The sequence below is a fragment of the Enterobacter chuandaensis genome, assembly GCF_003594915.1.
GTDB lineage: Bacteria > Pseudomonadota > Gammaproteobacteria > Enterobacterales > Enterobacteriaceae > Enterobacter > Enterobacter chuandaensis.
On record NZ_QZCS01000016.1, the window covers coordinates 32,741 to 55,372 of the forward strand.

Annotated in this window: 18 protein-coding genes; 15 read left to right on the top strand and 3 right to left on the bottom strand. The window is 55.4% G+C overall.

Annotated elements, in window-relative coordinates:
* Window positions 1-110 precede the first annotated feature (110 nt).
* Window positions 111-1,463 (bottom strand): molecular chaperone, encoded by a 1,353-nt coding sequence (gene yegD, locus D5066_RS19630; RefSeq protein ID WP_119916961.1) that lies wholly within the window; start codon window positions 1,461-1,463, stop codon window positions 111-113.
* A 130-nt stretch (window positions 1,464-1,593) separates the two neighbouring features.
* Between yegD and alkA the strand changes: the two genes are divergently transcribed.
* Window positions 1,594-2,466, top strand: coding sequence for a DNA-3-methyladenine glycosylase 2 (gene alkA / locus D5066_RS19635; protein WP_119916962.1), 873 nt, complete (start codon window positions 1,594-1,596; stop codon window positions 2,464-2,466).
* On the opposite strand, the gene D5066_RS19640 is transcribed toward alkA, so the two are convergent.
* The gene (locus tag D5066_RS19640) at window positions 2,431-5,760 is read right to left on the bottom strand and encodes a diguanylate cyclase (RefSeq protein WP_119916963.1); all 3,330 of its coding nucleotides are present in this window, start codon (window positions 5,758-5,760) and stop codon (window positions 2,431-2,433) included. The genes alkA and D5066_RS19640 overlap by 36 nt on opposite strands.
* A 343-nt stretch (window positions 5,761-6,103) precedes the next feature.
* On the opposite strand from D5066_RS19640, the gene udk reads away from it, so the two are divergent.
* The 3 genes from udk (at window position 6,104) to asmA (ending at window position 9,291) form a co-directional block, all read left to right on the top strand.
* Complete coding sequence (gene udk, locus D5066_RS19645; protein WP_008500855.1) at window positions 6,104-6,745, top strand: uridine kinase; 642 nt, start codon at window positions 6,104-6,106, stop codon at window positions 6,743-6,745.
* A 91-nt stretch (window positions 6,746-6,836) separates the two neighbouring features.
* Entirely contained in the window at window positions 6,837-7,418 is a 582-nt protein-coding gene (gene dcd, locus D5066_RS19650; protein WP_020883257.1) for a dCTP deaminase, read from the top strand.
* Between the two features lie 22 nt (window positions 7,419-7,440).
* Window positions 7,441-9,291, top strand: coding sequence for an outer membrane assembly protein AsmA (gene asmA / locus D5066_RS19655; protein ID WP_119916964.1), 1,851 nt, complete (start codon window positions 7,441-7,443; stop codon window positions 9,289-9,291).
* A 56-nt stretch (window positions 9,292-9,347) separates the two neighbouring features.
* Here the strand turns inward: asmA and D5066_RS19660 are convergent, their stop codons facing one another.
* Window positions 9,348-10,931 (bottom strand): TerC family protein, encoded by a 1,584-nt coding sequence (locus D5066_RS19660; protein ID WP_119916965.1) that lies wholly within the window; start codon window positions 10,929-10,931, stop codon window positions 9,348-9,350.
* Between the two features lie 692 nt (window positions 10,932-11,623).
* Between D5066_RS19660 and D5066_RS19665 the strand changes: the two genes are divergently transcribed.
* From D5066_RS19665 to fcl, 11 genes are all read left to right on the top strand, one after another.
* The gene (locus tag D5066_RS19665) at window positions 11,624-12,763 is read left to right on the top strand and encodes a polysaccharide export protein (RefSeq protein WP_014170829.1); all 1,140 of its coding nucleotides are present in this window, start codon (window positions 11,624-11,626) and stop codon (window positions 12,761-12,763) included.
* Window positions 12,764-12,769: 6 nt separating this feature from the next.
* Window positions 12,770-13,213, top strand: coding sequence for a low molecular weight protein-tyrosine-phosphatase Wzb (wzb, locus tag D5066_RS19670; protein WP_061097666.1), 444 nt, complete (start codon window positions 12,770-12,772; stop codon window positions 13,211-13,213).
* 2 nt (window positions 13,214-13,215) lie between these two features.
* Window positions 13,216-15,378 carry a tyrosine-protein kinase Wzc gene (gene wzc / locus D5066_RS19675; protein ID WP_080329678.1) on the top strand — a complete coding sequence of 721 codons (2,163 nt, stop codon included), beginning with the start codon at window positions 13,216-13,218 and terminating at the stop codon, window positions 15,376-15,378.
* Window positions 15,379-15,444: 66 nt separating this feature from the next.
* On the top strand, window positions 15,445-16,287 hold the full coding sequence (gene wcaA / locus D5066_RS19680) for a colanic acid biosynthesis glycosyltransferase WcaA (protein WP_045908626.1): 843 nt from the start codon (window positions 15,445-15,447) through the stop codon (window positions 16,285-16,287).
* Window positions 16,287-16,778: a colanic acid biosynthesis acetyltransferase WcaB gene (wcaB, locus tag D5066_RS19685; RefSeq protein WP_080329677.1), complete on the top strand. Its 492-nt coding sequence runs from the start codon at window positions 16,287-16,289 to the stop codon at window positions 16,776-16,778. The genes wcaA and wcaB overlap by 1 nt, the downstream gene beginning before the upstream one ends.
* Entirely contained in the window at window positions 16,775-17,992 is a 1,218-nt protein-coding gene (gene wcaC, locus D5066_RS19690; RefSeq protein ID WP_119916966.1) for a colanic acid biosynthesis glycosyltransferase WcaC, read from the top strand. Before wcaB ends, wcaC begins: the two co-directional genes overlap by 4 nt.
* A complete protein-coding gene (wcaD, locus tag D5066_RS19695; RefSeq protein WP_029742034.1) occupies window positions 17,967-19,187 on the top strand; it encodes a colanic acid polymerase WcaD in 1,221 nt (406 codons plus the stop codon). Before wcaC ends, wcaD begins: the two co-directional genes overlap by 26 nt.
* Window positions 19,188-19,203: 16 nt before the next feature.
* Window positions 19,204-19,950 carry a colanic acid biosynthesis glycosyltransferase WcaE gene (wcaE, locus tag D5066_RS19700; protein WP_119916967.1) on the top strand — a complete coding sequence of 249 codons (747 nt, stop codon included), beginning with the start codon at window positions 19,204-19,206 and terminating at the stop codon, window positions 19,948-19,950.
* A gap of 15 nt (window positions 19,951-19,965) precedes the next feature.
* Window positions 19,966-20,520, top strand: coding sequence for a colanic acid biosynthesis acetyltransferase WcaF (wcaF, locus tag D5066_RS19705; protein ID WP_119916968.1), 555 nt, complete (start codon window positions 19,966-19,968; stop codon window positions 20,518-20,520).
* Between the two features lie 21 nt (window positions 20,521-20,541).
* Window positions 20,542-21,663, top strand: a complete 1,122-nt coding sequence (gene gmd / locus D5066_RS19710; protein WP_003863514.1) for a GDP-mannose 4,6-dehydratase — start codon at window positions 20,542-20,544, stop codon at window positions 21,661-21,663.
* A gap of 2 nt (window positions 21,664-21,665) precedes the next feature.
* On the top strand, window positions 21,666-22,631 hold the full coding sequence (gene fcl / locus D5066_RS19715; protein ID WP_013097874.1) for a GDP-L-fucose synthase: 966 nt from the start codon (window positions 21,666-21,668) through the stop codon (window positions 22,629-22,631).
* Window position 22,632: the final 1 nt, after the last annotated feature.

The following is a 22,632-nucleotide window of genomic DNA, read 5'->3' on the forward strand; positions in this document are numbered from 1 at the left end:
CAGCTAACACAGCGGAAAAATGGAGGAAATATGGAAGACTGTCAGGAATGGTCTGAGTGTGGCGATCGTTTTAGCCGGGTAAGGCGAAGCCGCCACCCGGCACAACCGCATTAGCTAAACATCACCTGCGCCCAGCGCGCCAGCCCTGCTGTAACGGAGCCAAAGTCATCTCCACCGGCAATGGGAATGCCCGGCAGCTGTTCCGCCAGCGCTTTCTTGATCAGCGGCGAACGGGCGCTACCGCCGGTCAGATAGATCACATCCGGCTTCTCTTTACCGTTCTCCAGCGCCAGCTGCACCTGCTCCAGAATACGCTGCAGCGGCTGAGCAAGCGCCGTCTCCAGCCCCTCCTGAGAGATCGCCGTGGCCAGATCGTCGCTGATGAAGGGCAGCGAAACCGCATGTTCAGGACGATCCGACAGCGCAATTTTGCTCTCTTCGGCGGTGCGCACCACGCGGTAGCTCAGGCGCTGACGCCACACTTTATACAGCAGGGCGACCTTCTCGGCGTCCTGCGCATCGCGCACCAGATCGTTGAGGAAGCGCCCGTTCGCGGTGCTGTAAAAATCACTCTGCGCCGGAACGTCGTTGATGGCAATGGCGTTCCACCACGGCAGGATCGGCAGAGCGATGCCTTTTTCCGTTTGCCCACCCATGCCCAGCAGCGGCATCAGGCTCTTGAATGCCAGGGCGATATCGAGATCGTTACCGCCTACGCGGCAGCCGCTGTGCCCGAGCAGGCTGTTTTCGCGGTCGCGACGGCTATGCCACTGCGGGCCCATCAGCAGCAGGGAGCAGTCCGTTGTACCGCCCCCGATGTCGACGACCAGCACGCGCTTCTCTTCCGTCAGCGTGGCTTCAAAATCCAGCCCCGCCGCAACCGGCTCGTACTGAAACACCACGTCGCGGAAGCCTGCGCGATGTGCGGCGCGTTCAAGGATCCCCTGCGCCTGCTGGTTGGCCTCGTCGCCGCCCAGCCCCTGGAAGTTGATCGGGCGGCCAATCACCGCCTGGGTAATCTCCTCAGAGACCTGCGTCTGCGCCTGATTACGGATATGCAGCATCATCGCGCACACCAGGTCTTCAAACATCGCCACCTGCTGCGGCTTCAGGCCGCTGGCACCGAGGAAGGACTTCGGTGACTTAACAAAGTAAACCTCTTCCGGGTCTTCAATGTAGTGCCCGAGCGAAGAGAGGCCGAACTGCACGCTGGACGGGGTAACGTCGATGTCTTCCTCGCGGTTAAAGCTGACCGCACGGCGCAGCAGCGCCTGGGTTTCCGCTGCGGTAGCCGGAACCTGATGGTGGCGGAACAGCCACTCGCTCACCGCTTCACGCGTAGGCGCGCAGAGCATTGACGGCAGCAGCGTGCTCTCTTTTTCCATTTTAAGAAGCTGCGGTTGTCCGTTTTGCATGATCGCAACCGAGCAGTTTGCCGTACCGTAGTCAAATCCGATAAACACAATGAATCCCCATGCCGGTGAGAAGGGGCGAGACTTTAACGAAATGTCTGCATGGCGACAACAGGAATATGAAAGCAAGGCGAAACACCGCTTTTCCGTTTATCCTGAGAGGAATAAAAAAGGAGCAGCGATGTATACCCTGACGTGGCAACCCCCTTACGACTGGCAGTGGATGTTTGGCTTTCTCGGCGCCCGTGCGGTGACGGGCATTGAAACCGTCACGAGCGATTATTACGAGCGCAGCTTTGCCTGCGAGGGCCATCAGGGGATTTTTCGCGTAACGCCGGATATCGCCACCCATACGCTGAATGTGACCCTCAGCCCGGGATTAATTCCGGTTGCGCAGACGTGTCTTGAACGCATCGCGCGCCTGTTCGATCTCGCCTGCAACCCGCAGCACATCGCGGATACCCTGGGGGATCTCGGCGCTACCCGGCCCGGCCTGCGTTTGCCGGGGGCGATGGATGCGTACGAGCAGGGCGTCCGGGCCATTCTCGGCCAGCTGGTCAGCGTGGCGATGGCGGCGAAACTGGCTTCCCGCGTTGTCGCCCTGTGCGGAGAGCCGGTAAAAGATGCACCGGGTTATGTCTGCTTTCCCTCCCCGCAAGCGCTGGCGGTTGCCGATCCGCTGGCGCTCAAGGCGCTCGGGATGCCGGTAAAACGCGCGGAGTCGCTGATTCATCTGGCGCAGTCGGTCGTCGACGGAACCTTTCCGCTGACGCCGCCTGAAGACGTTGAGGCGGGCATGAAGGCGCTACAGCAGCGGCCAGGGATCGGACGCTGGACGGCAAACTACCTGGCCCTGCGCGGCTGGCAGGCGAAAGATGTGTTCCTGCCGGATGATTATCTGATTAAGCAACGCTTTGCCGGGATGACGCCCGCGCAGATTCGTCGTTACGCCGAGCGCTGGCAGCCGTGGCGTTCTTACGCGCTGCTGCACATCTGGTATACCGACGGCTGGGCACCGTCAGTTGATGGCGAAATAACTGGTGTTAAGCAGTAGATCAAGCGGCTGCGGTTCAGCGATGGTATCGCCATAAATAAAATCGATGCCAATGCCGGACAGCGTATCCATCATGATGGGCTGATTACACGGACCCGCGATGGTCTTCATCCCCAGACGCTGGGCGTGGCCCTGGACGATGGTCACCATCATCTCGTCCATCAGATTGCCATATACGTTGCTCACCACTTCTGCATCCAGCATCAGATAATCGGCCATGTTCGGGCTCAGGTGGGTGAAGACGTTCATGTCGCGTCCTGTCTGGCTGAAGATCACGCGGCAGCCCGCCTGACGAAGCTTTTGCAAACCCCGCTGCAGATTCTCATCCGGGTGACACACCACGTCGGCGGTGATAACCAGATGCAGCAGACGGCCCGGCAGGGAGCTGTTATCCAGAAGATCGAGCAGTTCATCCACCAGCGTCACGCTGGCTAAACCGGCCGCAGAAAGCGGCAGCGCCACGCCCATCCCCTTGCTGGCAACCTGGGCCGCGTAGTTACGGAAAAACTCGCTGAAGATGCGTCTGTCAAGGGCATGCAGCAGCTCAGGCTCCGCCAGACCCGCGCGGAAAGCATGTTCCTCCTGCACCTCGCCCTGGCTGGTCCACAGGCGCAGCGAAATCAGCCAGAAGTTACAGCTCTCCGGTATGCGTGGGGAGGCGACGCTGCGGGCTATCATCAACAAATGATTGTCTTTGATCATGTGCCACTGCTCGTCCAGCGACAGCATGCTGCGCGTGCTGCGGTCCCGCTCCTGCTGGGGTTCGTAAACCGTCACGATGCCGCGCCCGCTGTTTTTCGAGGCATAACAGGCAATATCCGCCTGCGACATCACGTCTGACGCCTGGTAGTTATTTTCATCAATCAGCGTGATCCCTGCGCTGGAACCAATCCTGTGCAGGCGGCCTTCCCACATAAAGTGATAGTCATTAATGGTGTGGATCAGGCGACCGGTGATATAGCGCGCGCTCTCAATATTGCAGTCCGGCAGCAGCAGCCCGAACTCGTCTCCGCCAAGACGCGCCAGCACGTCGCTGGAGCGGAGCAGGGTTAACATCATGGAAGAGAGTTCCCGCAGCAGGGCATCCCCCGCCGCATGGCCAGCGCTATCGTTGACGGCTTTGAAGCGGTCCAGATCGATAAAGACCAGCGCATGACGCTGACGCGTCTCACGTACGGTTTGCAGAAGCCTTTTGAGATGGTTTTCAAAGCTGACCCGGTTTGCCAGGTGGGTCAGGGCATCGTGTGACGCGCTATAGCTCAGCTGGCGCAGCATTTTGCGCGATTCAGTAACATCCTGAATAACGATAACCGAGCCAATACTTTTCCCCTCGAGCGTGCTGAGCGGCGTAATGCTGTAATGGATATCGAACGATCCCCCGGTGCGGCAGTTCAGCACCACGTCCTGGTCGATATCCGAACGGGACATATCACCACTGTGAATGTTTTCCATCAGCGGACCTTGCTCACCAAAGGTGATATGTAACACCTTCAGGATCGGCTGGCCGATGGCCTCGGTCTGCAGCCAGCCGCTCATCTTCTCGGCGACCGGGTTCATAAAGGTGACGTTCATATCAATATCGGTACAGAGCACCGCTTCGCCGATGGAGTCGAGGGTGATGTGCAGACGCTCTTTTTCCTGGAACAGCGCCTCGTTAAGCTGCTTCACCTCGGTCATGTCCATATTGATGCCGAGCAAGCGTTCGACTTCACCCTCTTTATTCAGTACCCGGTTTGCCAGGGAGCGAATATGGCGCACACCTTCCTTCACGCGGATACGGAATTCCAGCTTAAACGGCAGACGGGAAACCAGGGAATCTCGCAGCACTTTTTCAGCATGCGCGCGATCTTCCGGCAGCATGGCGTCGTGCCAGAGCTGCCAGGTGGGCTTAATGTGCGGCGGGATTTCATACAGCTCGAACATCCGCTTATCCCAGCTGATGATGTCTGGCTCCAGATCCCACTCCCAGATGCCGATGCCGCCGGCTTCGTTGGCCAGCGTAATGCGCTCCATCAGGCGTTTGTTGACCCACTCGGTCTGCTTCAGGTCGTTAATATCTTCAATCTGGGCGATGAAATAGAGCGGTGAGCCGTCGGCATGGCGCACGACGGACACGGCCAGAAGCGCCCAGACGACCTCGCCGTTGCGTGTGTAGTAGCGCTTCTCAAGGGTGTAGGTGTTAATGTCGCCGTTAACCAGCTGCTCCAGCTGTTCCAGATCGGTATGCAGATCTTCCGGCCAGGTGAGCTGCTGGAAGGTGAGCAACTGCAGTTCCGTCTGGCTGTAACCGAGGAAATTGCACAATGCCTTGTTGGCCTGAAGCCACTGGCCCTCAATGCTGACCAGTGCCATGCCGATGGCGGAATACTCCATCGCATTGCGAAAACGCTCTTCGCTTTCGGTGATGTGTTTGCGTTCGGCGCGGAAGGCATACATCACCATGGTCATCACGTTAGCGGGGAGAAGCAGCATCAGGAACGGCAGCCACGGCGCGTTCAGCATGGGTCCCACATGTTGGGTGGTCAGCGCCGCCGGGTTCCGGGCAATCATCAATGACACGACCATAACAGTGACCAGAAATACCATGAAGGCTTCCATTCGCGGCAGGCGCACGGCGCTCCACATCAGCAGAACGATCACGCAGGTAAAGGGCCACGGCAGCCAGGTAATGGAGGCCCAGCTAAGAGCCAGCGTGACGGCCATGGTGACCAGCGTTTCCAGCAGTAGTCTCGGGTCACGGTGGCGCAGCAGATAGTGAGGTTTGAACAGCAATCCCAGCGGCACCAGGGCCAGCGCGCCGATGGATTCAGAGAGCACCCAGACGATAAAATTACGCAGCGGTTCGGGAGCGGGGACCAACAAATAGACCAGAACGCCGCCCACCAGCGGCGGTACCAGCGCGCTGCCAATGGCGAGGCGGATCCAGTCATTTAAATTTTGCAGCGGGTTATACCACGGGAGCAGCTTACGCAGTAACACTGCACCAATGAAGGCCTCAATAACGTTTATTGAGGTAAAGGCGAGGCTTATCTCCCCCCAGGAGAACAGCATCCACGAGGCCAGAATATTGCCGAACGAACAGGCCAGGGCAATACCGGGCCACATTTTCCCGGCATGGCGGTAAAACGCCACCATCATAATCGCGGTGGGGAACCAGAGCGGGGCCAGCAGGGTGCCGAAGCGGGTGAGCTCCAGCGAAAATAAGGTAAAGATAAAGGTGACCAGGCCCAGACAGACAAGTCGCAATAAAGGATGTGGGGTAGTAACCAAAACCCGCTGGTATTGTTTATTCATTACCGCTTTATCCAGAGACGCCATGCCGTCAGGAGAGAAGTCCGCACGAGTGAATTTGATAATTTGGTTTATGCTAGTACAAACAATTTACAATTCATATGGCGACTGCTCATAATTTGACATCATAGACTTATTAAATAGTTACTCGCTAAAAAATTCATGTTTAGCGCTGAAAAAACGGCCATTAAAATTTCACTCAGGGAACAATGCGTCACTTTTCAGGCTGTCTCGCATAACCTGCGCATTCGACTGGTATCACGCCCGCGAAATCCCTATAATTGCCGCGTTTGACGCTCCGGCGTCGTCCTTCCTTCACATCCAGGTTAATCAGGTCGCTAAATTTATGACTGATAAGTCTCATCAGTGCGTCATTATAGGCATCGCCGGCGCATCGGCTTCAGGTAAAAGTCTAATTGCCAGTACGCTTTATCGCGAACTGCGTGAACAGGTAGGTGATGAGCATATCGGCGTCATTCCCGAAGACAGTTATTACAAAGATCAATCCCATCTGTCGATGGAAGAGCGTGTAAAAACCAACTATGACCACCCGAATGCAATGGATCACAGTCTCCTGTTCCAGCATTTAGAAGCGCTTAAGAGCGGTCAGGCGATCGAACTGCCCGTTTACAGTTACGTAGAACACACCCGCACTCAGGAAACGATCCGCATTGAGCCGAAGAAGGTGATTATCCTTGAAGGTATCCTGCTTCTGACCGACGCTCGCCTGCGTGAATCCATGAACTTCTCCATTTTCGTTGATACCCCGCTGGATATCTGCCTGATGCGCCGCATCAAGCGTGACGTTAACGAGCGCGGCCGTTCGATGGACTCGGTCATGGCGCAGTACCAGAAAACGGTCCGCCCGATGTTCCTGCAATTTATTGAACCTTCCAAACAATACGCCGATATCATCGTGCCGCGCGGGGGCAAAAACCGCATTGCTATTGATATCTTAAAAGCGAAAATCAGCCAGTTTTTTGAATAAGCCGCGCGAATTGTGTACCGTTCAGAGATAACCTGGTTTTACCCTGAGCGTTCAACGGCTCAGGGTACGATGCATGAAAGGAGAAAGTGCCATGCGTCTTTGCGATCGTGATATTGAAGCCTGGCTGGATGAAGGCCGCTTGTCTATTACCCCACGTCCTCCCGTGGAGCGTATCAATGGGGTGACCGTTGATGTACGGTTGGGGAATAAATTCCGTACCTTTAGCGGTCATACCGCGCCGTTCATCGACCTCAGCGGGCCGAAGGATGAAGTCAGCGCCGCGCTCGATCGCGTGATGAGTGACGAAATCGTCATTGACGAAGGCGAAGCGTTTTATTTGCATCCGGGTGAACTGGCGCTGGCGGTGACGTATGAATCCGTGACTCTGCCTGCGGACCTCGTCGGCTGGCTCGATGGCCGTTCTTCTCTGGCGCGTCTGGGGCTGATGGTTCACGTGACCGCGCACCGTATCGATCCAGGCTGGTCGGGCCGGATTGTGCTGGAGTTTTTCAATGCCGGTAAACTGCCGCTGGCGCTGCGTCCGGGAATGATGATCGGTGCGTTAAGCTTTGAACCACTCACCGGCCCGGCAGACAGGCCTTATAACCGCCGTCAGGACGCAAAATACCGCGACCAGCAGGGTGCGGTTGCCAGCCGTATTGATAAAGACTGATCGTTAGTCCATTGAGGATGCCATGAGAAGAGTTCTGACAACGCTGATGATTTTGCTGGTGGTGCTGGTTGCTGGCCTTTCGGCGTTGGTTCTGCTGGTTAACCCGAATGATTTCCGCGCTTACATGGTGCGGCAGGTCGAGGCACGCAGTGGTTACCAACTGAAGCTTGACGGGCCGCTGCGCTGGCACGTCTGGCCGCAGCTCAGCATTCTCTCTGGCCGCATGTCGTTAACCGCACCGGGCGCGGCACAGCCGCTGGTCTCTGCGGACAACATGCGTCTCGATGTGGCGCTGATCCCGCTTATCTCCCATCAGCTGCAGGTTAATCAGGTGATGCTGAAAGGCGCGGTCATTCAGCTTACCCCGCAAACCGAAGCCGTGCGCGACGCGAATGCGCCTGTCGCGCCGCGCGAGAATACCTTACCGGATGAACCGTCCGATACGGGCTGGTCATTTGATATTGGCAAACTGAAAGTTGCTGATAGCGTGCTGGTGTTCCAGCATGAGGATGCAGAGCAGGTCACCGTCCGCAACATCAACCTGCAGATGGAGCAGGATGAACACCATCTTGCGTCGCTGGAGTTTAGCGGACGGGTAAATCGCGATCAGCGCGATCTGACGCTGTCGCTGAACGCCAGCGTGAATGCCTCGGACTACCCGCACCAGCTCACGGCCGACATCCAGCAGCTTAACTGGCAGCTGACGGGGGCGGATCTCCCTACCCAGGGGATAACCGGGCAGGGAACGCTGCAGGCCGTATGGCGCGAAGAACAAAAACAGCTGGCGCTGGATAACCTCAATCTGCAGGCCAACGACAGCAGCCTGAAAGGGCAGGCGAGCGTCACGCTCGAAGAGAAACCGAAGTGGGTTTTGAACCTGCAGTTTGACAAGCTCAACCTGGAAAACCTCCTGCCACCGCTGCCGGCTAGCGCAACGGACAGCGATGCGACCCAGACCGGGCAAAGCCAGTCTCCGGTGTCGCGCCCGGTCATTTCGTCCAACCTTGAGCAGCCTGACTATAACGTTTTGCGCGGCTTCACGGCGGATATTGCACTGAAAGCCAACAGCGTGCGCTGGCGCGGCATTGATTTTACCGACGTGAGCAGCAAGCTGTTCAACCATAACGGGTTGCTGGCGATCTCTGAGTTGAGCGGAAAAATGGGGGCAGGGCATCTTTCGCTGCCGGGCACGCTGGATGTACGTAAGGACATTGCCAGCGCCGAATTCCAGCCGCGTCTCGACAACGTTGAGATTGGCAGCATCCTGAAAGCCTTTAACTATCCGATATCCCTGACGGGGCAGTTGACGCTGACGGGGGATTTTTCAGGCACCAAAATTGATGCCGACGCTTTCCGCCGTGAGTGGCAGGGCGAGGCGCATGTTGACCTGAAAGATTCGCGTATGGAAGGGCTTAACTTCCAGCAGCTGGTTCAGCAGGCGGTGGAGCGCAGCAGCGATGTTAAAGCCCAGGAAAACTACGACAGCGCAACGCGCCTCGACAGCTTCACCACTGACCTGACGCTGGATAACGGGGTACTGACGCTGGCCGGGATGCAGGGAACCTCATCCATGCTGTCATTAACCGGGGAAGGCTCGCTGGATCTGGTCAAAGAGACGGCGGACACGCGCTTTAACGTCCGGGTACTTTCCGGCTGGCAGGGCGAAAGCAAGCTGATTGATTTCCTGAAAGAGACGCCCGTTCCGCTTAGCGTATATGGCAAATGGCAGGCGCTGAATTACAGCCTTCAGGTGGATCAGATCCTGCGTAAGCATCTGCAGGATGAAGCGAAACGTCGGCTCAACAGCTGGGCGGATCGTAATAAAGATTCCCAGAACGGCAAGGATGTGAAGAAGCTGCTGGATAAGCTTTGACGGTCGTAGTGCCGGGTGGCGGCTTCGCCTTACCCGGCCTACGGTGTCAGGCTTTTTTACACCTCAAAATCCAGATCTTCCTCATCCTTCAATGGAATAAGCTGCACTTTCTGCACGCGATGGTTTTCAATCTGCAGCGTTTTTAGCAGATAGTCTCCCACCTGAACCTCTTCTCCCGGCTGCGGGATGCGCTGCAAATACTCCATCAGCAGACCGGCGATGGTATGGTATTCCCGCTTTTCATCCAGCGGCAGCGGCACAAATTGCACCAGGTCTTCAAGCGGCATATGTCCGTTAGCCGTCCACGAACCGTCTGCGTTTTTCTGGATGTCGTGGCGGGCATCAATCTCATCCACCTCGTTAGGCAAATTACCGGCGATGGTTTCCATCACGTCGCTGAGCGTGACCAGCCCTTCCACAGAACCAAACTCATCCACTACGAAGGCAAAGTGGGTGCGGGCGTTGCGGAACTGCTCCAGCGCGGAGAGCAGCGGAAGCGCTTCCGGGAAGACCAGCGGCTGACGCACCAGTGCGCGCAGGTTGAGCGCCTCGCCGTGCAGCTGCTGCTGGAGCAGGTCAATTACGTGCACTACGCCCAGGAGTTCCTCTTCTTCGTCGCCGCCGGTGACCACCACGCGGGTATGCTGGTTTTTATCCAGCAGGGCGCGGATCTGCTCTTCCGGTGCCGTGAGGTCAATATGCTCAATATCGTGCCGCGAGGTCATGATGCTGCTGACCGTGCGCTGATTCAGGTTGAGCACGCGCTCGATCATCAGCCGTTCCTGCGGGTTAAAGATCTGCCCGTCGCTGTGATCGGCCAGCAGGGCAGAGGATTCGGCGTCCAGCTCGGCATCCTCTTTCCTGCCGCTCAGCAGGCGCATGACGGTGTCGGCCGTGCGCTGGCGCAGCGTCTGATTAGCGGAGAGAAACCGGCGGCGGTTAAATATTGCCAGCTGGTTAAGCGCTTCAATCATGACGGAGAAGCCGATGGCAGCGTACAGATAGCCCTTCGGAATGTGGAAGCCGAAACCATCGGCAACCAGGCTAAAGCCAATCATCAGCAGGAAGCTCAGGCACAGGATCACGATGGTCGGGTGGCTGTTCACAAAGCGGGTCAGCGCCTTGCTTGCCATCACCATCAGCGTGATGGCGATAATCACCGCGGCCATCATCACCGCAAGGTGGTCCACCATCCCGACGGCGGTGATGACTGAATCAAGGGAGAAGACCGCATCCAGGACCACAATTTGCGCCACCACCGGCCAGAATTTCGCCCCGCGGCGCTGGGTCGGGTTCTCGCTGTCTTTTCCTTCGAGTCGTTCGTTAAGCTCCACCGTGGCTTTGAACAGCAGGAACAACCCGCCGAAGAGCATGATGAGATCGCGGGCGCTAAAACTCAGACCGTGAACGGTGAACAGAGGCTGAGTCAGCGTGACCATCCACGAAATAGAGGCCAGCAGCAGTAACCGCATCACCATCGCCAGCAGCAGGCCCGTCACGCGCGCGCGGTCGCGCTGGGAAGGGGGCAGTTTTTCAGCGAGGATGGCGATAAACACCAGATTATCAATCCCGAGCACGAGCTCAATGACCACCAGCGTCACCAGCCCGGCCCAGATTGATGGATCGGCAATCCATTCCATAGTAATAGCAATACCTTCTGTTATATGACGAATGTCACACTTCGATCATGGATAAAACCGGGGAAAAATGCAATGTCGGGCTGAGATTTCTCTTAATACGACGCGTAAAAAAGAGAGCATTCTCAAAAGGGTGTAAATAAGCGAAATACGTATATTTAATTACAAAGCGGGCACTTTAGGATATATCGCAGATAATGGTTTTTACTCTCTATTTGTCAATATAAAGAAAATCCTAAAAGGGTAAAACTTTGCTCTTAATATTAATCTTAAAAACAGATATTAGGACAGTTGTCTCCTTGCCTGCTATTAGGTTAGCTGCAACAATTCTCCCAGCATCAAATGTTAAATCTTGTTGTTGCTATTATTGTTTTGGTCTTCGGGATGGTTATTCATTATCCGTTGGGTGTTGCAAACGGCTGATATATTTCCAGAAGACCTTGTTCAAGAGGGTGTCTATCCATAACACATTGTTTAGTCAGTGGATTGGTAACTGAAAGCCAAGGGCGGTAGCGTGCCTGAAAGCGTGTGAATCAGCCTCGATTATTCTGTCAATAGCCAATGGATGAATAAGCTTTTTTTAGGACTGATGCCAGTTATATTTCTATTTGATTAACTGCATGCTGAAACCCAATACGTCTCAAGCTTATTTAAATTGCACAGGATAATTACTCTGCCAAAGTGATAAATAATCAATGATGAAATCCAAAATGAAATTGATGCCATTATTGGTGTCTGTGACCTTGATGAGTGGTTGTACGGTCTTTCCCGGCAGCAATATGTCAACAATGGGTAAGGATGTGATCAAGCAACAGGATGCCGATTTTGATCTCGACAAAATGGTGAATGTTTATCCACTTACGCCACGTCTGGTCGAACAATTACGTCCACGCCCAAATGTTGCCCAGCCGAATATGTCTCTGGACCAGGAAATTGCCTCCTACCAGTATCGCGTGGGACCGGGTGACGTGATTAACGTGACCGTCTGGGATCACCCTGAACTGACCACCCCAGCGGGCCAGTACCGTAGCTCAAGCGACACCGGGAACTGGGTGCAGTCAGATGGCACCATGTTCTATCCGTACATTGGTAAAGTCCATGTTGCCGGGAAAACGCTTGCCGAGATCCGTAGTGATATTACCGGCCGCTTAGCGCAGTACATCGCCGACCCGCAGGTGGACGTTAATATCGCCGCATTCCGCTCGCAAAAAGCCTATATCTCCGGCCAGGTGAACAAATCCGGCCAGCAGGCCATCACCAACGTTCCGCTCACCGTTCTGGACGCCATTAACGCCGCGGGCGGCTTAACCGACGGCGCCGACTGGCGCAACGTCGTGTTGACCCACAACGGCAAAGAGCAGCGCATTTCGCTGCAGGCGCTGATGCAAAACGGCGACCTGACCCAGAACCGTCTGCTCTATCCGGGCGATATTCTCTACGTGCCGCGCAACGACGATCTGAAAGTCTTCGTGATGGGTGAAGTGAAGAAACAGAGCACCCTCAAAATGGACTTCAGCGGCATGACCCTGACCGAAGCGCTGGGCAATGCTGAAGGTATCGATCTGACCACCTCCAACGCGACCGGTATCTTCGTCATCCGTCCGCTGAAAGGTGAAGGCAGTGCGAAAGGCAAGATTGCCAACATCTACCAGCTGGATATGTCCGATGCGACATCTCTGGTGATGGCGACGGAGTTCCGTCTCCAGCCATACGATGTGGTGTATGTCACCACCGCGCCGGTTGCCCGCTGGAACCGTCTGATCAATCAGTTGCTGCCAACCATCAGTGGCGTTCGCTACATGACGGATACGGCGCGCGACATTCATACCTGGTAATTCGCGATGTTTAACAAAATTCTGGTGGTATGCGTGGGGAACATTTGCCGTTCCCCCACGGCTGAACGGCTGTTGAAACAGTACCAGCCCGAGTTAACGGTCGAGTCCGCAGGGCTGGGCGCGCTGGTGGGCAAAAGTGCCGATGAGCGCGCAACGAGCGTGGCCCGCGATCATAACCTCTCTCTTGACGGGCATATCGCCCGCCAGGTCACCGGCCGCATGTGCCGGGAGTATGACCTGATTCTGGCAATGGAAAAACGTCATATTCATGCGCTGTGCGATATCGCACCGGAGATGCGCGGCAAGGTGATGCTGTTTGGTCACTGGGACAACGAGCGCGAAATCCCCGATCCGTATCGCAAAAGCCATGAGGCCTTCGAGGCGGTTTACACCTTACTTGACCAGTCTGCCCAACAGTGGGCGCAGGCACTGAAAGCTCAGCAGGGATAACAATGACAGAAAAAACAAAACCTTCTGCCGCCCCGACTTCGGGCAGTGATGAAATTGATATTGGTCGCCTGGTCGGCACAGTTATCGAAGCAAAGTGGTGGGTAGTTGGCATTACCGCCGTGTTCGCCGCGGCGGCCGTCGTGTATACGCTGTTCGCCACGCCTATCTACAGCGCCGACGCGCTGGTACAGATTGAACAGAATACCGGTAACTCGCTGGTGCAGGATATCGGCTCGGCGCTGGCGAACAAGCCGCCGGCATCCGACGCTGAAATTCAGCTGATCCAGTCGCGTCTGGTGCTGGGTAAAACGGTTCACGATCTTGGCCTCGACATTTCCGTTACCAAAAATACGTTCCCAATCTTCGGTGCGGGCTGGGACCGTCTGATGGGGCGCAGTAATGACACCGTCAAGGTCACTGACTTTGTGCTGCCGAAAGGGGCGGGGGATCAAACCTTTACCCTGACGGTGCTGGGTCCGAAACAGTACCAGCTGACCAGTGATGCGGGCTTTAGCGCACGCGGCGAAGTGGGGCAGATGCTGAACAAAGACGGCGTCAGCATGATGGTTAGCGCGATCCACGCCCAGGAGGGCGGTGAATTCACCGTGACCAAATTCTCCACGCTTGGAATGATCAACAATCTGCAGAACAACCTGACAGTCACCGAAAACGGTAAGGACACCGGCGTGCTGAGCATGACCTTTACCGGTGAAGATAAGGATCAAATCCGCGACATCCTGAACAGCATTACCCGCAACTACCTTGAGCAGAACGTCGAGCGCAAGTCGGCGGAAGCGGCGAAAAGCCTGGCGTTCCTCTCTAAACAACTCCCGGAAGTGCGTGCCCGTCTGGACGATGCCGAGAACAAGCTGAACGCCTTCCGTCAGGATAAAGACTCCGTTGACCTGCCGCTGGAGGCCAAATCGGTTCTCGACTCGATGGTGAATATTGATGCGCAGCTCAACGAGCTGACCTTCAAAGAGGCGGAGATTTCCAAGCTTTACACCAAACGCCACCCGGCCTACCGCACGCTGCTGGAAAAACGCCGCACCCTCGAAGAGGAGAAGGCGAAGCTGAACGACCGCGTGACCGCGATGCCGAAAACGCAGCAGGAGATCGTGCGTCTGACCCGTGACGTGGAGTCCGGACAGCAGGTTTACATGCAGCTGCTGAACAAGCAGCAGGAGCTGAAAATCACCGAGGCCAGCACCGTGGGTGATGTGCGCATCGTCGACCCGGCCATTACTCAGCCCGGCGTGCTGAAGCCGAAGAAAGCGCTGATTATTCTCGGCAGCATTATTCTTGGCCTGATGCTCTCCATCGTCGGCGTGCTGCTGCGTTCGCTGTTCAACCGCGGCATCGAAAGCCCGCAGGTGCTGGAAGAGAGTGGTATTAACGTCTATGCCAGCATCCCGCTGTCTGAGTGGCAAAAATCCCGTGACAGTGTCAAGACCATCAAGGGCGTTAAGCGTTACAAACAGAGCCAGCTGCTGGCCGTGGGTAACCCAACCGACCTGGCGATTGAAGCAATCCGCAGCCTGCGTACCAGCCTGCACTTCGCCATGATGCAGGCCAAAAACAACGTCCTGATGTTAACCGGCGTCAGCCCGTCAATCGGTAAGACCTTTGTCTGTGCCAACCTGGCGGCGGTGGTGAGCCAGACCAACAAGCGCGTGCTGCTGATCGACTGCGATATGCGTAAGGGTTATACCCACGAACTGCTGGGCACCAACAACGTGAACGGTCTGTCGGAAATCCTGCTGGGTAAAGGGGAAATCAGCGAGAGCGCCAAGCCGACCTCGATTCCACAGTTTGACCTGATCCCGCGTGGTCAGGTGCCGCCGAACCCGTCTGAACTGCTGATGAGCGAGCGCTTCACCCAGCTGATCGAATGGGCGAGCAAACACTATGACCTGGTGCTGATCGATACGCCGCCGATTCTGGCCGTGACCGATGCCGCCGTGGTGGGCCGCCATGCGGGCACCACGCTGATGGTCGCGCGCTATGCGGTGAACACGCTGAAAGAGGTGGAAACCAGCCTGAGCCGCTTCGAGCAGAACGGCATTGAGGTGAAGGGGGTCATTCTGAACTCCATCTTCCGCCGCGCGACCGGGTATCAGGATTACGGTTACTACGAGTACGAATACAAATCTGACTCTAAATAAAAAAGATCTCTCACCCTAACCCTCTCCCCTCGGGGAGAGGGCCGGGGTGAGGGGTGAGGGGAAAATATGACCACACAACGCCCTTTGATTTCTATCTATATGCCGACATGGAACCGTCAGCAGCTGGCGATCCGCGCAATTAAGTCGGTCTTACGTCAGGATTACGATAACTGGGAACTGATCATCGTGGATGACTGTTCTTCCTCGTATGAACAGCTGCAAAAGTTTGTGACTGACCTCAACGACCCGCGGGTGGTCTATACGCATAACGCGATTAACTCCGGGGCGTGTGCAGTACGTAATCAGGCGATTATGCAGGCCAAAGGGCAGTATCTGACCGGCATCGACGACGATGACGAATGGACGCCGAACCGCCTGTCCGTCTTCCTGTCGCATAAAGAGCAGCTGGTCACGCACGCGTTTCTCTATGCCAACGACTATGTCTGCCAGGGCGAGGTGTATTCGCAGCCAGCCAGCCTGCCGCTGTACCCGAAATCACCGTACTCCCGTCGCCTGTTCTACAAGCGCAATATTATTGGTAATCAGGTCTTTACCTGGGCGTGGCGCTTTAAGGAGTGCCTGTTCGATACCGAACTGAAGGCCGCGCAGGATTACGACATCTTCCTGCGAATGGTGGTGGAGTACGGCGAGCCGTGGAAAGTGGAAGAGGCCACGCAGATCCTGCACATCAACCACGGGGAGATGCAGATCACCTCCTCACCGAAGAAGTTCTCGGGCTATTTCCATTTTTACCGCAAGCACAAGGACAAGTTTGACCGTGCCAGCCGGAAGTATCAGCTCTTTACCCTGTATCAGATCCGCAACAAGCGCATGAACTGGCGCACCCTGCTGACGCTGCTGTCCGTGCGTAACGGCAAACGTCTGGCTGACGGGCTTCGGGGGAAATAATGTTTCTGGAAGATTGCCGCGCAAACAGCTGGAGCCTGCGCCCGTGCTGCATGGTTCTGGCGTACCGCATCGCGCACTTTTGCTCGGTGTGGCGCAAGAAAAACGTACTGAACAATATCTGGGCGGCACCTGTGCTGGTGCTGTACCGCATCATCACCGAATGCTTTTTTGGTTATGAGATTCAGGCCGCTGCCACCATTGGCCGCCGCTTCACCATCCATCACGGCTATGCGGTGGTGATCAACAAGTTCGTGGTCGCGGGTGATGATTTCACCATCCGCCACGCGGTCACCATTGGCAACCGCGGGCCTGACAGCCTGGCCTGCCCGGTCATCGGCAATAACGTCGAGCTGGGCGCCAACGTGGTGGTCATCGGTGACATCACGATCGGTAACAACGTGACGATCGGGGCGGGCAGCGTGGTGCTGGACAGCGTTCCCGATAACGCGCTGGTGGTGGGAGAAAAAGCCCGCGTGAAGGTGATTAAATGAACATTCTGCAATTTAACGTACGCCTCGCAGAAGGCGGAGCGGCAGGCGTAGCGCTGGATTTGCACCAGCGCGCGCTGCAAAAAGGACTCCAGTCTCGTTTTATTTACGGCTACGGCAAAGGCGGCAAGAAAAGCGTTAGCCACGATAACTTCCCGCAGGTGCACAAGCACACGCCGCGTCTGACCTCGATTGCCAACATTGCGCTGTTCCGCCTGTTTAACCGCGATCTGTTTGGCAACCTGAACAATCTTTATCGCACCGTGACCCGCACGACCGGCCCGGTTGTGCTGCATTTTCACGTGCTGCACAGCTACTGGCTGAACCTGGAAGAGGTGGTGGCGTTTTGTCAGAAGGTGCAGGCCCACAAGCCCGACACCCGTTTCGTCTGGACGCTGCATGACCACTGGAGCGTGACCGGACGCTGCGCCTTTACCGACGGCTGCGAAGGCTGGAAAAATAGCTGCCAGAAATGCCCGACGTTAAGCAACTACCCGCCGGTGAAGGTGGATCGCGCGCATCAGCTGGTAGACGGCAAACGCCAGTTGTTCCGCGACATGCTCTCGCTCGGCTGCACGTTTATCTCCCCGAGCCAGCACGTGGCCGATGCCTTTAACAGCCTGTATGGGGCAGGGCGCTGTCAGATTATCAACAACGGTATCGACGTGGCGACGGAAGCCATCCTGGCCGAACTGACGCCGGTAGCGGAAACCGCGGGCAAACCGAAAATCGCCATCGTTGCGCATGACCTTCGCTACGACGGAAAAACCAACCAGCAGCTGGTGCGCGACATGATGGCGCTGGGTGACAAGATTGAGCTTCACACCTTCGGCAAGTTTTCCCCGTTCGAAGGGGCCAACGTGGTGAACCACGGGTTTGAAACCGACAAGCGCAAGCTGATGAGCGCCCTGAACGGTATGGACGCGCTGGTGTTCAGCTCCCGCGTGGATAACTACCCGCTAATCCTCTGCGAAGCGCTCTCCATCGGCGTGCCGGTGATTGCCACCCACAGCGATGCGGCACGTGAGGTGCTGGAAAAATCCGGCGGGAAAACCTTCGCCGAGCACGAGGTTCTGCCGCTGGTACAGCTGCCGAAGGCGCAGATCGCCGAGGCCGTTTTTGGCACTGACCTGGAATCGTTCCGCAACCGCAGCCGCAAGGCCTACAGCGGACAACAGATGCTGGAGGAGTATGTCTCGTTCTATCAGAATCTGTAGTTATCTGCTGCTGCCGCTAATCTACCTGCTGGTCAACGTCAAAATTGCCCAGCTTGGCGAAAGCTTCCCGATAACAATCGTGACTTTTCTGCCCGTTCTGCTTCTGCTGTATGTCGATAAAATCAACCTGAAGAAGCTGATGATTGCCCTGGGGCTGGGCACGGGCCTGACGCTGTTTAACTACATCTTTGGCCAGTCGCTGGATGCCAGTAAATACGTCACGTCAACCATGCTGTTTGTTTATATTGTCATTATTATCGGAATGGTCTGGAGTATTCGCTTTAAAACAATATCTCCGCACAATTATCGGAAAATCCTCAGGTTCTTTTATATTGCCGTTGCGTTAATTGTTATGCTTGCCGCACTGGAAATGGCGCAAATTATTTTGACCGGTGGCAGTAGCCTGATGGAGATAATTTCGAAATATCTCATATACAGCAACAGCTATGTACTGAACTTCATTAAGTTTGGCGGGAAGCGTACCACGGCGCTCTATTTTGAACCGGCGTTTTTCGCTCTGGCGTTAATCTCAATTTGGCTCAGCATCAAACAGTTTGGTATCAAAACGCCTAAGACCGATGCTATGATTCTTGCAGGAATTGTTCTGTCCGGGTCGTTCTCAGGGGTAATGACATTTATCCTGTTTTACCTGCTGGAGTGGGCGTTCCAGTACCTGAACAAAGATGCGATTAAGAAAAAACTGCCGCTGGCGATTATCTCCCTGACGGTATTTATGGTCGGCGTGATATTTGCCTTCCCGTACATCTCAGAACGTCTGGGTGATTTGGGAACGGAAGGGTCATCGTCCTATTATCGCATCATTGGTCCGCTGGTGATGGTGGGTTATTCCTTAACCCATATTGATGGTGTAGTAAGATTCGGCTCACTTTACGAATATGTTGCATCATTCGGAATCTTTAACGGTGCGGATGTCGGTAAAACCATAGACAATGGTCTGTATCTGTTAATTATTTATTTTTCATGGTTCGCCGTACTGTTGACGCTGTGGTATCTGTTTAAAGTATTCAAAATGATGATCAACGCGTTTGGTGATAACCAGAACTTTCGCGTGCAGCTTTATCTTTTTACGCCGGTGTCGCTGTTTTTTACCGGGTCAATATTTAGCCCGGAATATGCTTTCTTGATTGTCTGTCCGTTTATTTTGCGCAAGGCGCTTAATATTACGAACGTATGACGAAATGAGGTGATTTATGTTTCTTAGCGTCATTACTGTCGCTTTTCGTAATTACGAAGGGGTGGTAAAAACCTGGCGCTCGCTGCGCAACCTGGCGCGCGATCCAAGCCTCACCTTTGAGTGGATTGTGGTCGACGGCGGCTCGAACGATGGCACGGCGGAGTTTCTGGAAAAACTCAACGGTGAGTTCAACTTACGCTACATCAGCGAGAAAGATAAAGGCATCTACGATGCGATGAACAAGGGCATTAATATGGCCCAGGGCCGTTATGCCATCTTCCTCAATTCCGGTGATATTTTCCACGATGACGTGGCGCTGTTTGCCCGTCAGCTGGCGCGCCAGAAAGAGGATGCCATGTATATTGGCGATGCGCTGCTCGATTTTGGCGACGGACATAAAGTGTGCCGCAGCGCGAAACCGGGCTGGTATATCTACCACAGCCTGCCGGCCAGCCATCAGGCCATTTTCTTCCCGGTAAACGGTCTGAAAAAACAGCCTTACGATTTGCAGTATAAAGTGTCTTCGGATTATGCGCTTGCCGCCAGCCTGTATAAATCTGGCTACCCGTTCCGTCGAATTAAAGGACTGGTATCTGAATTCTCGATGGGCGGTGTGTCAACGTCGAATAATCTGGAATTGTGTCAGGATGCCAAAAACGTGCAGCGTAAAATATTACGCGTGCCGGGGTTCTGGGCGGAATTATCTTATTTATTACGCCTGCGTACCACAGGTAAAACGAAAACCTTATATAACAAAGCCTGAATATAAGGAAACGCAATGCAGGATCTGAACGGTTTCTCCGTGCCGAAAGGTTTTCGGGGCGGGAGTGGTATTAAGGTGCAGTTATGGTGGGCGGTTCAGGCAACCTTATTTGCCTGGTCACCGCAAATATTGTACCGCTGGCGTGCCTTTTTATTGCGCCTGTTTGGCGCAAAAATCGGAAAAAACGTAGTTATTCGGCCGTCGGTAAAAATTACCTACCCCTGGAAATTAACCCTCGGGGATTACGCCTGGGTAGGGGATGACGCGGTGTTATATACCCTGGGCGAGATTACGATAGGCGCAAATTCGGTAGTTTCACAGAAGTGTTATTTGTGCACCGGCAGCCACGATTTTATGAGTCAGCATTTTGATATTACCGCTTCGCCAATTGTGATCGGCGAAAAATGCTGGCTGGCAACGGATGTTTTTGTTGCACCTGGTGTTTCTGTTGGCGATGGCACGGTAGTCGGTGCCCGCAGCAGCGTTTTTAAATCGCTACCGGCAAATAAAATTTGCCGTGGCAATCCCGCAGTGGTGATACGCGAACGCGTTGAAACTGAAAAACTTTGATAAGTACAGAGGAATATAAACATGTCTAAAGTCGCTCTCATCACCGGCGTTACCGGACAGGATGGTTCTTACCTGGCAGAATTGCTGCTGGAAAAAGGTTATGAAGTTCACGGTATTAAACGTCGTGCCTCTTCATTCAACACCGAACGTGTGGACCATATCTATCAGGATCCCCATGCCGCGAACCCGAAATTCCACCTGCACTACGGCGACCTGACCGATACCTCCAACCTGACACGTATCCTGCAGGAAGTGCAGCCGGATGAAGTGTACAACCTGGGCGCGATGAGCCACGTAGCGGTCTCCTTCGAGTCCCCGGAATACACCGCTGACGTTGACGCCATGGGTACCCTGCGTCTGCTGGAAGCGATTCGCTTCCTCGGTCTTGAGAAGAAAACCCGCTTCTACCAGGCATCGACCTCCGAGCTGTACGGCCTGGTGCAGGAAATTCCACAGAAAGAGACCACGCCGTTCTACCCGCGTTCTCCGTATGCGGTAGCAAAACTGTACGCCTACTGGATCACCGTGAACTACCGTGAATCCTATGGCATGTACGCCTGTAACGGCATTCTGTTCAACCACGAATCCCCGCGCCGCGGCGAAACCTTCGTGACCCGCAAAATTACCCGCGCTATCGCCAACATTGCTCAGGGTCTGGAATCTTGCCTGCACCTCGGCAACATGGACTCCCTGCGTGACTGGGGCCATGCGAAAGACTACGTGAAAATGCAGTGGATGATGCTGCAGCAGGAACAGCCAGAAGACTTCGTGATCGCGACCGGCGTGCAGTACTCCGTTCGTCAGTTCGTTGAAATGGCCGCGGCGCAGCTGGGCATCAAACTGCGCTTTGAAGGCACCGGCGTGGAAGAGAAAGGTATCGTTGTTTCCGTGACCGGCCACGACGCGCCGGGCGTCAAGCCAGGCGACGTAATTGTGCAGGTTGACCCGCGCTACTTCCGTCCTGCTGAAGTGGAAACCCTGCTGGGCGACCCAACCAAAGCGCACGAGAAGCTGGGCTGGAAACCAGAGACCACTCTGCAGGAGATGGTTTCCGAGATGGTGGCCAAAGATCTTGAAGCAGCGAAAAAACACTCCCTGCTCAAGTCTCATGGCTACGAGGTTGCCATCGCGCTGGAGTCCTGAGAATGACAAAACAACGTATTTTTGTTGCCGGTCATCGCGGAATGGTGGGTTCCGCGATTGTTCGCCAGCTCGAACAGCGCGGTGACGTTGAGGTGGTTGTCCGCACCCGCGACGAGCTGAACCTGCTCGACAGCCGTGCGGTACAGGACTTCTTTGCGAACGAACGCATTGACCAGGTGTATCTGGCGGCGGCGAAGGTGGGCGGCATTGTCGCTAACAACACCTACCCGGCGGATTTCATCTACGAGAACATGATGATTGAGAGCAACATCATTCACGCGGCACATCTGCACAACGTGAACAAGCTGCTGTTCCTCGGTTCATCCTGTATCTACCCGAAAATGGCGAAGCAGCCGATCGCCGAGAGCGAGCTGCTGCAGGGCACGCTTGAAGCCACCAACGAGCCGTACGCGATTGCCAAGATTGCCGGGATCAAGCTGTGCGAGTCCTACAACCGTCAGTATAACCGCGACTATCGCTCGGTGATGCCGACCAACCTGTACGGACCGCACGACAACTTCCACCCGAGCAATTCGCACGTGATCCCGGCGCTGCTGCGTCGCTTCCACGAGGCAACCGCCGAGAACGCGCCGGACGTGGTGGTGTGGGGCAGCGGGACGCCGATGCGTGAGTTCCTGCACGTGGACGACATGGCTGCCGCCAGCATTCACGTGATGGAGCTGGATCGCGAGGTGTGGCAGGAGAACACCGAGCCGATGCTGTCGCACATCAACGTCGGGACCGGCGTGGACTGCACCATTCGCGAGCTGGCGCAAACCATCGCGCAGGTGGTGGGCTACAAGGGCCGCGTGGTGTTTGACGCGACTAAACCGGACGGCACGCCGCGCAAGCTGCTGGACGTGACCCGTCTGCATCAGCTGGGCTGGTATCACGAGGTGTCACTGGAGCAGGGGCTCGCCAGCACCTATCAGTGGTTCCTGGAAAACCAGCACCGCTTCCGGGGGTAAT